Below are 13,063 nucleotides of genomic sequence, written 5' to 3' on the forward strand. Positions count from 1 at the left end.
CGGTGAAACCGGAGAGGTCACAGCGTCCCCCGTGCTCGCACGCGGACCGCGCCGGCACCGGCGTCCACGACGACGCCCCGTTTGTTCATCCCGCGTTCACGCCGGCGGCGTCCAATAAGAGTCTTCGCAGACCGGTGCATCCAAAGCGCACCGGCTGGAGGCGGCCATGCACGAACAGACGATGGACGTGATCGCGTCCGGGCAACTGGATACCCAGTCCGCACATCTGAAGACCCGGCCGGCGCGGCACTACCCCGCGATCGACCCGTCGGTGGTGCGGGACCCGGTCGCGCACGTGCGCTCGCGCTTCGCCGGCGCGCGGATCCACGCTTACCCGCCCATCCTCGTCGAGCGTGCAGCGAGGTCCGCGCTGGAGCGGCCGGCCGAATGTCACGAGAGGTAGCCGGCACGAACTGGTGCAGCGCCGGCTGCGGTTGAGTGCGCCTCGTCGCCGGGGTGGCACGTCGGCCTGCCGGGTGATTCGCCACCCGGCAGGGAGGGCCGCGCCCGGGTTGTGCGAAAAACCCGGCGTGGCGGACTGCGGGATGGGGATGGCACAGGGCCCGATCGCGCGGTGTGGGAGCCCGGCCGGTGCACAGCGCAATGCGCTACGCACGGGCCGGGTGCCCAGGAAGGGCGGCCCGTTCTCGAACCAGGCGTCACCCGCGCCGAGTGAACCGTGGACTGTGTGCACCGCGGCCGAGTTCCTTCCAGGCCGACAAACCTGGCCGTCCCGCCGCAGCGGGCGGCACCGGCCGCCACTGGCCTGCCGCCCCGAATTCGCCAGTTGTCCTTCGGCAGGCAGCCCGCGGACAGCCAGACCGCGCAGGGGTGGTCGTCGGTGTCGCTGCGGCCCGCCTCTACCGCGAGGACGTGGTCCGTCCACGGGTGAAGCCCGCCGGCGGGTACCGGTTCCGCCAGGACCGGGATGGGCGAGTCCACGACGACGGCGCCGGCCGGGCCGCAGCCGAGTGTGTGGATGGCGGCCACCACCGCGGGGGCGCGCCCGGCGAATAGCTGACCGGGAGCAGGCCGGAGACGAAGACGCTGGAGCCGGCCGCGCGGGCACGGACGGCCTCCGATCCGGCCGTGGTTCAGCGAGCCTGCAGCCCGCCGCCGGGAGTCCCGCCTCCGTGGCACCGACTTCGGCACGGCGGACGGTGGCAGGGGGCCCGGCTGCGCCCGAGGTCGGGTTGCGGGTCGGGCCGCGGACGGCCTACGCGGGTTTGCCGGCGTCGATCCAGCGGCGGAAGACGGCGACCTGCTCGTCGGGCCATGCTTCGTCGCACGGCATCGTGCCGGCTTCGAGCCGGTCGAGGATGGCGTCGGCGTTGGCCGAAACGTCGTCGAGGGACCAGAGGTCGAAGGCGAAAGTCATCGCGTCGCGGTCCTGCTCGCGAAACAGTGGCTTGATGTCCTGCTCGAAGTGCATCGGCTAGTCCTCCCTTGCGGTTGTGCCTGCCTTGTCGCCGCCGTTCGCGGAGCGACCGGCGGTGTCGCAGAAGTCCGAGGCGTCGCGCACCGCGTTCGTCGAGCAGCACCCCGGCGGATTCCCCGATGCGGTACGAGGCCGTCGTCTTCGTGGCAGAGCCCGAACTTCCCTGCAGCACAGTGAACACCTCCGTGTCGGACGAGTGGTGAAGGCGCAGGCGACAAGGAAGCCCGAGCACCCACCCCTCTTCCCGGGACCGACGGACACACCACCCGGCCGGGTGGTGAGCGGTGGCGAGGCACCGCTTTTGGCCAGGACCGGGTTAGCATGGCGAATTCGCCTGGGGAGGAGGGGGTCGGTGACCATGTACCAGCTGGTGCTTTCCGCGGACGCGCAGCGGTGGACGATTCGGCTGCACGAGGACGTCACGGTGTTCACGTGCACCCCGCCGGCCGGGGCCCACGCCGTGGCCCAATCGCTCCCCCGGGTTTGGGACGGTCGCGGGCTCGGTCTGCCCGCGCACGAGGTGCCGACGTTCGCCACAGCGCTCGGAGCGGTCATGAAGCAGCCCGTGTTCTGGCGGGCCTACCGTCGCGCCGACCAGCGTCACGCGCAGCCCTGGGCCGAACCCCACGTCGACCCCGATGACGGGTTCGTCTACGTGTGCGGGCCGTGCCGGGACTCCTCCGAGAACGTCGGCTACCGACCGGTGAACAGCTTCACGATCGCCCTCGCGAACGTGCGTGCACTGCGGATCCGGATGGCCGCGCACCTGAGCGACCGTTTGGTCACTGCCTGATCGCCGGCAGGACAGCCGAGGCTGGGCACAGTTCGCTGACGGTGAACCGCGGAATCGGGCGCGCGGCGAAACGCGTTTGAAAGACATGAACAACGACAAGGCGGAGCCGGACGCACTGGACGCGTACTCGGCAATCGTCACCTCCGTCGCCGCGCAGCTCACGCCGCGCGTCGCGGCCTTGAGCATCCGGTCGCGGGCCGGAGAAGCCGCCGGGTCGGCCGTCGTCCTGACCGGCGAATCCCACCTGATCACCAATTCCCACGTCGTCTCCGGCGGCACTCACGGCACCGCGGAGTTCGCCGACGGCACTGTCGCGCGGTTCGACGTCGTCGGCCGCGATCCCCTCTCCGACATCGCCGTGATCCGCGCCGACCGGAAAATCCCCGCCCCGCCGGACTACGGCGACGCCGACAACCTCCTCGTCGGCTCCCTCGTCGTCGCCGTCGGCAACCCGCTCGGCCTCGCCGGCACCGTTACCGCGGGCGTGGTCAGTGCCCTCGGCCGCAGCATGCCGGCGCGCACCCGCACCGCCGCACGGCTGATCGAGGACGTCATCCAAACCGACGCCGCGCTGAACCCCGGGAACTCCGGCGGCGCACTGGCCGACAGCCACGGCCGGATCATCGGCATCAGCACCGCCGTCGCCGGCTTCGGCCTCGGGCTGGCCGTCCCGATCAACGCCACCACGCACCGGATCATCCACGCGCTGATGCACGACGGCAGAGTCCGCCGCGCGTACCTCGGGCTGGTGACCACTCCGGCACCCCTGACACCGGGTCAAGCCGAACGATTCGGCCAGCGCACCGCGATGCGCATCGTCGAGGTGGTGGAAGACAGCCCCGCCGCGCGCAGCGGACTGAAAGCGGCCGATTTGGTCCTCGCCGTCGACGGAGCCGCGCTCGGCAGCGCCCAATCACTCCAGAAACGCCTGTTCTCCGAGGCGATCGGGCAGCAGATGGAGGTCACCGTGCTCCGCAACGGCGCCCTCGTCGACGTGATCGCGGTACCGGCCGAACTCTCGGACTGACCAGGAGAGCACCGGAACCCTCGGTGAAGGAACCTTTGCGATGTTCCGGCGCAGCAACGGTTTCTCCCAGAGTTCGCACCGCTCGGTCCACGAAAGATCGAGCAGTCGGGCGGCTCCCCTTGGGCCCCGACGCCCGCCCGACTGCTCGCCAGCCATTCTCGGGCAGACAACCGGCAGGCGACAGAGACGAAGGTCCTCACCCACCAATCTGTGGGCTCGTGAATAGTTCTCCGCGGGCGAAATCCGCGCAGTCCCCCGAATCGCATTGCCGGCACCGGGTTCGGATTCGTCCGTGGTCTCGACGCTGCCGACGATGTGGCCGGACGGTGAGCGGCGGGGTGGCCGCGGTCGCCGCGACGGCCTCCGCCGGCTCCGGCGCGGACCTTCGCCCGACCCGGTCACGGTGCGTGCCGGCCTGCGGGGCGGGATTCCTCGCCGTGGTGGAGTTCGCTGATCCAGCCGCACACCCTCGCGCACATCGCCGGCTCGGTCCCGCGGGCGTGGCCGACGAGGCGATCGCCCGACCACCGCATGGCGGCGACGACGCCGGGCCGAACCGGAGTCAGGCCGATCCTCCAGAGATCGCCCCTCGCTCGCCTTGCCATTCGGCCGTGGCCCAGCGACCGCTGGACGGCCGGCGGATGACGGTCCACTCCGGCTCACCGGCCAACTGGTCCACGGCCCGCGGCAGCGACCTCCGCCGGGGGCGCCCGTGCGCCGGGGCGGTGTTGTTGTCAACGCTCATCCGAGTTTCCTCGGTTCACACATTTTCACGTCGCGCCGCGAACTCTGACAGGTCGGCGCGCCCGCGGGACTCGCCTCGCGGGCGCAACGGTGCGGCAGTGCACGATCACGACCCGTTGGTTCGTCTGCTGTTCACCCGATCGGCGTGTCATGAAGGGCTCGTGGACCGTGCAGGCAAGGCTGCACCGGACCGGAGGCGGCGACGCACAAGCATGAACTCGCGCACGTCCGAGCAACCGGACACCCGGCTAGCGCATCCGGACGACCCGCACCCCGGCCGGGCCGCGCAAGCCCCGGGGGTCAGTCTCATTCACCCGCGTGCACTCATCCGGCAGGAGACAGCGATGCCAGTGACAGCCTCGAGCGAAACAGCCACCAAGAGCGACGTTCGCCCGTTCGCGATCGACGTTGCCTGGGCCGTCTGGGCGCAGCCGCAGACCTTCGCGGAGAAGGTCCGGGCGCCCTTCAGGTCGCTGCGGTGAGCGCGATGGCCACGTTGCCGGTCGAGGGCGAGCTCCCGGACTTCGACGGCGCCACCGCGTGGCTCAACTCCGAACCGCTGACGCCGGACGGCCTGCGCGGCAAGGTGGTCGTGGTCCAGTTCTGCACCTTCTCCTGCGTCAACTGGCTGCGCACGCTGCCCTATGTGCGGGCGTGGGCCGAGAAGTACCGTGACGACGGACTGGTTCTGATCGGCGCCCATTCGCCGGAGTTCCCCTTCGAGCACGATGTGGAGAAGGTCCGGTCTGCCCTCGACGGGATGGGCGTCACCCATCCGATCGCGGTCGACAACGACTTCGCGGTCTGGCGCGCGTTCGACAACGCGTACTGGCCCGCCTTCTACTTCGCCGACACCGAAGGGAGGCTCCGGCACCACCACTTCGGCGAGGAGAACTACGAACGCTCGGAACGGGTCATCCAGCAGCTGCTCGCCGGCGCGGGCAACGACGATGTCGACGAGAACCTCGTCTCGGTCGAGCCGAGCGGCGTGTATCTCGCCGCGGACTGGGACACGCTGAGGTCCCCGGAGACCTACGTCGGCTACGGCCGGGCGAGGGGCTTTGCGTCACCTGGACCCGTCGAACCCGACCACGGCCGGGTTTACGCCGAGCCGTCGAACCTCGCGCTCAACCACTGGGCGCTCTCCGGCGACTGGACGGTGGGCAGCACCGTCACGACTCCCAACGAGCACGCGGCCGGATCGTGTTCCGCTTTCTCGCGCGGGACCTCAACCTCGTGCTGGGCTCCTCAGCGGACGGCGAGCCCACGCGCTTCGTGGTGACGATCGACGGGAAGCCACCGCAGGGTGCCCATGGGCTCGACGTCGACGAACGGGGTGCCGGCGCCATCCTCGAGGAGCGGCTCTACCAGCTCATCCGCCAGGACGGTCCGATCATCGAGCGCACCTTCGAGATCACCTTCGCCGACGCCCGCGCCCAGGCCTACGTGTTCACCTTCGGCTAGCCACGTCCACCGGCATCGCGTTCCGACCGCGACGCCGAGATCACGGCGCGTGCAGCGCGGACTTCATCTCCGCCAGGTAGGAGTTGTAGTCGGCCTGCGCGAGCACGGGATGGCTCCACGCGGGAGCCCACTTCGCCGGGTCCCAGACGGCGGCGTCGTTGGCGACGTCGGTGCGGATGGACGTATGGTTGGTGATCTTCACGACCGCTTCCTGCCCGGCCTTGGACACCATCCAGTCGTCGAAGAGCCGGGCGGCGTTCGGGTGCGGTGAGTTTTTCACGATGTCGATCAGGCTCAACGAGGCGGGCAGCGGCGCGGCATTGGCGAAATCCAGCTCCGCGGGTGTCTTCCGCTTGAGCGCGGAGGCCTTGTAGCCGTACGCGGTTGCCGCGACGAGCGGTTCGCCGGCCTGGACGTTGGTCAACGACGCAGTGTGGCTCTGCACGAAGCGAGGCGAGTTCTGCCCCAGCGCCTTCAGCAGTGCGAGCGCTTTGTCGTGTCCCATCGAGATGATGAGGCTGTCGTACCAGTTCACCGCATACGGGTCGATCGAGAACTGCCCCTTCCACTGCGGTCGGGTCAGGTCCTCCCACGACTTCGGTGCCGTCAGGCCGCGCTGGCGCACCACGGTCGGGTTCCACGACAACACCGTGGTGAGCACGTACACCACACCTTGGTAGCCGTTCGGCAGCGTCAGGCCCGCGGGCAGTGCCGGCGCGTCCTTCGGCTGGTACGGCTGCAGCGCCCCGGCTTGGACCAGCTGGGCGATCTGCGGCCCTTCGCCGGAGACGACATCGGCGTTGTACTTTCCGCCGCGCTGCTCGGTGATGATGCGCTGCGGCAGTTCGGACGCACTGGGGCGCAAGGCATTCACCTTGACCCGAGGATAGCTCTTGGTGAACTCCGCGATGATGGGCTGCACGTCGGTGTCCGCGAACGTCGTGTACCAGACGACGCCCCCCTCCTTCGCCGCGGCAGCCGCGAGCTGGTCCGGGGTCAGCTTGTCCGCCGCCGCCTGCGCGGCGGAGTCGTCGGCTTCGCCCGTGCCGCAGCCGGCGACGCCTCCGAGCGCGAGCAGCGCGGTGAACACGGTGGTGAGCGGCCGCCGGATCGAACGCCAAACGTTCATTGCCGTTCCCTTCGGTGAGGGCGGCCCGTCGGTCGGCAAGGGCGGCAGCCCACCTCGTCGTGACTGCGGAAGCGGTGCGCCTCAGTATGGACTGATGGTAGGACTATTTGTCAACCAGCCCGAAAGCGTCCTGGAGGGCGTCGACATCGATGGCCTGGCGGTCCCGGCATGCAGACCGCGAAGGCTGCGCGGCCTGAGCGAGCAGGTCGGCGTCGCGGGACCCGGCCACGTCGAAGATCGCCTTCACCGGTTACAGCGCGGCTGCCCGCGCGAATCCACCACCGCGGTCCGCCTCCCCGGAGCCCGGCGTAGAGCCCCCGGTCACCTTCGCCCACCTGCACATACGTGCTGTCCTCAGTGCGGCGAAGCTCAGCCGAGCAGAGCCGCCGTTGAAGCACGGGCCCGGCAAAATTTTGCCCACCACCGATCACGTCCCAGCGTGGCGGGCGGAAACAGCGTTCGGTGAACTCCGCGAACACCGCTTTCCGGTGCGCCACGGTTTAACGTCGATCCGTAAGGCGGCTGCCGGTTCCCAGGGTCCGCACCGGAGGGTGCGGCGAGGCGGCCGCGACTCGTCCCGAGGACAGCGGAGGGAGGTCGTGTGACCAGTCCCAGTCCGCCGGCCGACCTCGAGGCTCGAGCCGCGGTGTCCCCGGCGGCGCGCCGCCTTCCCGCGCGGACCCGGCTGGCCGTCGTGGCCGCCCGGTGCGCCGCCGCTGCCTCCCGCCGGCTCGGGCTGGGCTCCGGGGGTGTCATCGGCGGCCGGATCGCGCTCGCCGTGGACCCCCGCGCGTTGCAGCGCCTCAGCCACGGCCGCACCGTCGTGCTGGTGACCGGCACGAACGGCAAGACGACCACGGCCCTGATGCTCAGCCGGGTGCTGCAGTCGCTCGGCGACGTCGCGTCCAACGGCGATGGCGCGAACATGCCCGGCGGCGTGGCGGCAGCGCTGGCCGCGAAACCGGATGCGCCCGTGGCGGTGCTGGAGGTCGACGAGACGTACGTCCCCGCGGTCGCCGCCCAGATCCGCCCGACGTGCCTGGTGCTGCTCAACCTCAGCCGCGACCAGCTCGACCGGGTCGGCGAAGTGCGGAAAATCGAGCGCGAACTCCGCGCCATCGCCGCGGCTCTGCCGGAGTCGACCGTGGTGGCCAACTGTGACGATCCCCTTGTCGCCTCCGCAGCTCTTGCTTCGTCGCGCCCGCTGTGGGTCGGCGCGGGACAACGCTGGCACGACGACGCCGTGGCCTGTGCTCGCTGCGGCCGAACCGTGCAGCGTTGCGCCACCGAGTGGCGTTGTGCGTGCGGATTCTCCAGGCCTGCTCCACAGTGGACGCTCACCGGCGATGCGCTGCGCGGCGCCGGGGGAACGTCGTTCACCCTCGACTTGCTCCTGCCGGGGCGGGCGAACGCCGCCAACGCGGCCATCGCGGTCGCCACCGCCGAACGCCTCGGCGTGGCACCGGAAGTCGCCCTCGCCCGATTGCGCGCGATCGGGGACGTCGCGGGCCGCTACCGGCGCGCCGACCACGAGGGCCACGCGGTGCGCATGCTGCTGGCGAAAAACCCCGCCGGCTGGCGGGAGACCCTGCCACTGCTCGATCCGCACACACCGGTCGTGATCGCCGTCAACAGCGGCGAAGCCGACGGACGCGACACCTCCTGGCTGTGGGACGTGCCCTTCGAACAGCTGGCCGGCCGCCCCGTCATCGCGGCCGGCGAACGCGCGACCGACGTCGCCGTGCGCCTCACCTACGCCGAAGTGCGGCACACGCTCTGCCGCCGCCCGCTCGCCGCGGTCACGGCCCTGCCACCCGGCCCCGTCGAGCTCATCGCCAACTACACCGCCTTCCGCGACGCACACCACCAGCTCGGCCATGGCTGACTCCGGTGTGGCCATCGGCCTCGTCCTGCCCGACGTCCTCGGCACCTACAGCGACGGCGGCAACGCCCAGGTCCTCCAACGCCGCCTGCAATGGCGCGGGATCCCCGCCACCGTGATCGACCTCCGCCACGACGACGCCATCCCCGCGAGCCTCGACGTGTACCTGCTCGGTGGCGGTGAAGACGACGCGCAAGCACTCGCCGTCGACCACCTGCGCACCCACCCGGGCCTGCAGCGGGCCGCCGCCCAGGGCGCCGTCGTGTTCGGTGTCTGCGCGGGTTTCCAGGTCCTCGGCACCGAATTCACCACCTCCGACCGCACAACGCACACCGGACTGGGGCTGCTGAACGCGACCACCACCCCCGGACGGCGGCGCGCGATCGGCGAGATCATCGTGGACGTGGCGCCGCCGGTCGGCCCGGAGCCGCTCACGGGCTTCGAGAACCACCTCGGGCGCACCCGGGTGGGCGCCGGTAGCCGGCCCATCGGGACGGTGCGCGCCGGCGTCGGAAACGGCGACGGCAGCGAAGGAGCCGCTACCGGGCGAGTGCTGGGGACCTACCTGCACGGCCCCGTCCTCGCCCGCAACCCCGCGCTGGCCGACCTGATGCTCGGCTGGGCCCTCGGCGGGCCGCCGGCCGCACTGGACCTACCCGAGGTCACTGCGCTGCGGGCGGAACGCCTGCGCGCAGCCAAACACGGCCGGGGGAAGTAACGACCGGGCCGGACGGGTTGCTCCGGCGGCGGGCACCCGGGCGTTCGCCGGGTCGCCGATGTTCAGCTCCAAGGTCAGCGCCCGCCCCGATGATGTAGCACCCGGCTACATCATGGCGAACACACGTTCGAATTCGGGACGCTGCCCGTCATGACACAACGTGACTCCCGAGGGCGGCTGCCCGCTGCCTATCGGCGGCTGTGGTGGGCATCGGCCGTGGACAACGTCGGAGATGGCGCGGCCGCCGCCGCAGTCCCTCTGCTGACCGTGATGATTTCTCGTGACCCGGTGCTGGTTTCGCTCGTCTCGGCGTCGAGCTACCTGCCCTGGCTGCTGCTGTCGCTGCCCACCGGAGCCCTGGTGGACCGGTCCGATCGGACGGCCCTGATGTGGCGATCGCAGGCTCTTCAGGCCGCGATCGTCACGGTGGTCGCGGTGCTGATCTGGCTCGGCTGGATCGACATCGCGGCCTTGGCCGTCATGGGCTTCGGACTCAGCGCGTGCGAGGTCGTGTTCGCCACCGCGTCACTGGCGGTCCTGCCGGACCTCGTCCCCGACGCGCTGCTGCACCGGGCCAACGCCAACCAGTACACGATCGCCAACGCGGGCCGGCTGTTCATCGGGCCGCCTCTCGGCAGCGTCCTGTTCGGGGCCGGCGCGGCATTGCCGTTCGGGGTGGACGCGGGCTCGTTCGCGCTGTCCGCTGTGCTGCTGGCGAAGCTTCCGCGCCGCCCGCGGACCCGCACGGTGCAGCCGCCGCTGCGGGCCGCGGTGGCCGAGGGCGTACGCTGGCTCGCCGGTCATCGGCTGCTGCGCACCTTGGCGGGTTTGCTGGCGGTCAACACGTTCTGCTTCCAGCTCGGCAACGTCACCCTCGTCCTGCTGGCCACCGAAACCCTGCACGTCGGCGGACGCGGTTACGGTCTGCTCCTGGCCGGGGCCGCGGTGGGCAGCGTGCTCGGCGGGGTGGTCAACGCACGCGTCCTCGCCAAGATCGGGGCGCTGCCCGCGTTGCTCACCTCGCTGATCGCCAACGTCGTCATCTTCGTGCTCATCGGCGCCGGCCCGAACGCGGTGGTGCTCGGTGCACTGCTCGGGTGCAACGGGTTCGCCACCACGCTCGGGAGCGTCGTCACGGTCAGCCTGCGCCAGCAAGTGGTACCCGCGCAGTTGCGGGGACGGGTGCACAGCGTCTACCGGATGCTCGGCTGGGGACTGATGCCGCTGGGTTCTCTCGCCGGCGGCCTCGTCGCCGACGCGTTCGGCATCCGTGCCGCGTACCCGGTCGCCGGCGCGTTGCGCGGTATCGCCTTGCTCGTCGCCCTGCCTGCCATCGTCTCGGCGATGCGGGCGGCGCGCACCTGCGACTGACCAACCCACCGCCGGACGGGATCCGCACCACACGGTTCACGTCGGGGTCGGCGCCGGCGGCAGCCACAACCCGGCGTAGATCTCGCTGAGAACGGTGGGAAGCAAGGCGACTGCCGTGGCCCGGCCGTCCGGGGCCAAGGTCAAGCCGGCCCAGATGGTCAGCGTGACGTCGCCGGCCGGGTCGTATCCGATGAACGAGTTGAACCCCAGGAGTTCACCGCCGTGGTACCACATCGCGGCGTTCGGCGCGAAACGCTGGTAGGAGATTCCGTACCCGTACTTCTGCCCGTCGGGCGCGTTCGGGTCCTCGGGCTGCAGGCTGTCGAGCCATTGCCGCTGGAACTCGGCGTTGAAGACCTTGCCCGAGGTCAGTGCGCGGATCCACGTCGCCATGTCGTCCGAGGTGGAGATGGCACCCCCGGCGGCGGTGGCGTACGACGGATTCTGGTGGGTGTAGTCGGTGGGCTGGAGGGTTCCGGCCCGGGCGGCTGCCTGCAGGTCAGGCGGGTACGGCAGGTCGACGAACGCGTCCGCGCTCCCACCGTAGCAATAACCGTGCGAGTAGCGCTGGGGCATGGAGGTGTCGGTGGCCGTGGGAAGCGAAGTCTGCCGCAGGCCGAGCGGCCCCCACAGCCGCTCCTGCATCTGCTGCGCCAAGGGGCGCCCGTCGACCTTCTCGGCCACCAGGCCCAGCAACGCGTAGTTGGTGTTGTTGTACTGGTACGCCGTGCCGGGCGGGAAGGGCGGCGGGCGCCGGAACGCCATGGCCAGCACGTCCTGAGGTGTGAAGACTTTCCCCGGGTCGGCGTCCAAAGCCGCCGCCAGCTCGGGTGCTTCCGTGTAGTCGTAAAGGCCGCTGCGCATCTTCAGCAGCTGCGCGATGGTGATGGTGTCGCCGCCCGGCACGCCGGAGACGTACCGCGACACCGGATCGCCGAACCGGAGCTTGCCGTCTTGGGCGAGGAGCACGATCAGCGCCGAGGTCATGGTCTTGGTGTTGGAGGCGATGCGGAAGTGGGTGTCCGCCGCGGGCGGTGTGCTGGTACCCAGTTCCGTGGTGCCGACCGCCGCCGTGAAGGTGCCCTGCGGGGTGCGCAGCAGCACCGCCGCCCCGGGAACCATCAGCTCCTTGGCGGCAGTCGCCACGGTCGCCCGGAAAGCGGCCGGGTCGATGGGCTTCAGCGCGGACTGCCCCGGTCCGGCACCGGTCGTCGCGCCGGGCCGCGGCGGCGCCGGCGAGGTGCCGGGCGGCGTCGTCGGTGCCGACGGGGTGCATCCGGCGATCGCCAGGGCAACGCCGAACGCGAACCCGGCGATCCGCCGGGAACGCCCTTTCCGCGGGGGAAGTCCTGCGTCACGTCGGCTCGGTGGCGGCTGCGCTCGGGATACCCTCATCGTGGGTATCACCGTCTCCGCCCCAGAAGTCCGGTACTGCGCCGAATCGCCGTCACGCGCCGTCGTGGAAGCCGAAAAGCCTAGCAGCCCTCGCTTTCCGCGCTCAATGCCCGGTGAGATCATTGCCGGCCAACGGCTCGGCCACGAGTGCCGACCTGCGGCGACGTTCCCGGACGACGCGCCGGCCGAATCCGGCGATCGCGAACCGGCACGGCGCGCACCCGATGCCGGACGCCCGCGTTCATCGAAACCGCTCCCGGGCCACGACTTCAGCACCGTCGCATCCCGAACCGCGACGCGAGTCACACCCGTACGTCCACTGTGGCCGGTCGACGAGTGAATCGTGTCACCACGGTGAACGCGGACCTCTCAGCACTCGTGTCATTGGTGTCGTGCGCCGTGGCTCGGCCAGCACATCTCCTGTCGAAAGGGGCAAAATCATGGTCCAGAGCGTCGACTTGCCTCGCGGTGAGCTGAACCCGCCGACGGATCCGAACCCCGGACGCCGCCGGCTGGCCGGCTTGCTGCGGATCCTGTTCGGGGTCGTGTGGGCGATCGATGCCGCCCTCAAGTGGCGGCCCGATTTCCTGCACGGCAGGGTATTCGCCCACCAGTTCGGGATCCACGACGAGATCACCACCCCGGTCATCCGCCAGTGGATCGACTTGTGGCAGCACCTCGCCTCAGTGGCCCCCATGGGACTGGGCGTCGCGACGGCCATCGTCGAAACACTCATCGCGGCGGCTCTGCTCACCGGCACGCTGTCCACTGTGGCCTACGTCGGGAGCGCCGTCTACTCATTCGGGATCTGGTCCGCGGCGGAAGGGTTCGGCCTCCCGTGGTCGGCGGCCGGCGCCACCGACATCGGCCCGTCCATCGGCTACATCATCGCGGCCCTGCTCCTGCTCGCCGCTCCGGGCAGTGCCACGTGGAGCGTCGACCGCGTACTCCGGCCGCACCTGGGCAGATACCGTTGGCTGAGCGCCGTCTGAGTCCGACGGCCCATGCCGGTTGCAGCTACCAGGAGTGTCCGTCCGATGTGGATCGACCGGGCAGCGCGATACCGCCCACCGCGGCACGATGCCGCTGAGGTGCGAGCACT

The 13,063-nt window shown here is 70.6% G+C and carries 12 protein-coding genes and 1 pseudogene; 9 read left to right on the top strand and 4 right to left on the bottom strand.

The window, feature by feature from the left end:
• Positions 1-166: 166 nt before the first annotated feature.
• A complete protein-coding gene (locus I6J71_RS23420; RefSeq protein ID WP_204096655.1) occupies positions 167-403 on the top strand; it encodes a three-helix bundle dimerization domain-containing protein in 237 nt (78 codons plus the stop codon).
• Positions 404-1,216: 813 nt separating this feature from the next.
• On the opposite strand, the gene I6J71_RS23425 is transcribed toward I6J71_RS23420, so the two are convergent.
• On the bottom strand, positions 1,217-1,432 hold the full coding sequence (locus I6J71_RS23425; protein ID WP_204096656.1) for a hypothetical protein: 216 nt from the start codon (positions 1,430-1,432) through the stop codon (positions 1,217-1,219).
• A gap of 358 nt (positions 1,433-1,790) precedes the next feature.
• Here I6J71_RS23425 and I6J71_RS23430 point away from each other — a divergent pair, with 358 nt between their 5' ends.
• The 4 genes and pseudogenes from I6J71_RS23430 to I6J71_RS23445 all read left to right on the top strand — a co-directional run bounded on the left by I6J71_RS23430 (position 1,791) and on the right by I6J71_RS23445 (position 5,466).
• Positions 1,791-2,231, top strand: a complete 441-nt coding sequence (locus tag I6J71_RS23430) for a hypothetical protein (RefSeq protein WP_204096657.1) — start codon at positions 1,791-1,793, stop codon at positions 2,229-2,231.
• A gap of 85 nt (positions 2,232-2,316) precedes the next feature.
• On the top strand, positions 2,317-3,258 hold the full coding sequence (locus tag I6J71_RS23435; protein WP_204096658.1) for a S1C family serine protease: 942 nt from the start codon (positions 2,317-2,319) through the stop codon (positions 3,256-3,258).
• Between the two features lie 1,088 nt (positions 3,259-4,346).
• Positions 4,347-4,484, top strand: a complete 138-nt coding sequence (locus tag I6J71_RS23440; protein WP_204096659.1) for a hypothetical protein — start codon at positions 4,347-4,349, stop codon at positions 4,482-4,484.
• A 278-nt stretch (positions 4,485-4,762) separates the two neighbouring features.
• A pseudogene (locus I6J71_RS23445) lies at positions 4,763-5,466 on the top strand (hypothetical protein).
• A 40-nt stretch (positions 5,467-5,506) separates the two neighbouring features.
• Here the strand turns inward: I6J71_RS23445 and I6J71_RS23455 are convergent.
• Together I6J71_RS23455 and I6J71_RS23460 are read right to left on the bottom strand one after the other, a co-directional pair.
• Positions 5,507-6,595, bottom strand: coding sequence for an ABC transporter substrate-binding protein (locus tag I6J71_RS23455; RefSeq protein WP_204096662.1), 1,089 nt, complete (start codon positions 6,593-6,595; stop codon positions 5,507-5,509).
• A 103-nt stretch (positions 6,596-6,698) separates the two neighbouring features.
• Positions 6,699-6,842 (bottom strand): hypothetical protein, encoded by a 144-nt coding sequence (locus I6J71_RS23460; RefSeq protein WP_204096663.1) that lies wholly within the window; start codon positions 6,840-6,842, stop codon positions 6,699-6,701.
• 354 nt (positions 6,843-7,196) lie between these two features.
• Here I6J71_RS23460 and I6J71_RS23465 point away from each other — a divergent pair, with 354 nt between their 5' ends.
• From I6J71_RS23465 to I6J71_RS23475, 3 genes are all read left to right on the top strand, one after another.
• A complete protein-coding gene (locus I6J71_RS23465) occupies positions 7,197-8,480 on the top strand; it encodes a MurT ligase domain-containing protein (protein WP_204096664.1) in 1,284 nt (427 codons plus the stop codon).
• Positions 8,473-9,195 carry a type 1 glutamine amidotransferase gene (locus tag I6J71_RS23470; protein WP_204096665.1) on the top strand — a complete coding sequence of 241 codons (723 nt, stop codon included), beginning with the start codon at positions 8,473-8,475 and terminating at the stop codon, positions 9,193-9,195. The genes I6J71_RS23465 and I6J71_RS23470 overlap by 8 nt, the downstream gene beginning before the upstream one ends.
• Positions 9,196-9,345: 150 nt before the next feature.
• Positions 9,346-10,566, top strand: a complete 1,221-nt coding sequence (locus tag I6J71_RS23475; RefSeq protein ID WP_204096666.1) for an MFS transporter — start codon at positions 9,346-9,348, stop codon at positions 10,564-10,566.
• Between the two features lie 36 nt (positions 10,567-10,602).
• Here the strand turns inward: I6J71_RS23475 and I6J71_RS23480 are convergent, their stop codons facing one another.
• Positions 10,603-11,688 carry a serine hydrolase gene (locus I6J71_RS23480; RefSeq protein WP_239155224.1) on the bottom strand — a complete coding sequence of 362 codons (1,086 nt, stop codon included), beginning with the start codon at positions 11,686-11,688 and terminating at the stop codon, positions 10,603-10,605.
• A 713-nt stretch (positions 11,689-12,401) separates the two neighbouring features.
• Between I6J71_RS23480 and I6J71_RS23485 the strand changes: the two genes are divergently transcribed.
• The gene (locus I6J71_RS23485; protein WP_204096668.1) at positions 12,402-12,953 is read left to right on the top strand and encodes a hypothetical protein; all 552 of its coding nucleotides are present in this window, start codon (positions 12,402-12,404) and stop codon (positions 12,951-12,953) included.
• The last annotated feature ends 110 nt before the right edge of the window (positions 12,954-13,063 follow it).

The sequence above is a fragment of the Amycolatopsis sp. FDAARGOS 1241 genome (assembly GCF_016889705.1).
Lineage (GTDB): Bacteria > Actinomycetota > Actinomycetes > Mycobacteriales > Pseudonocardiaceae > Amycolatopsis.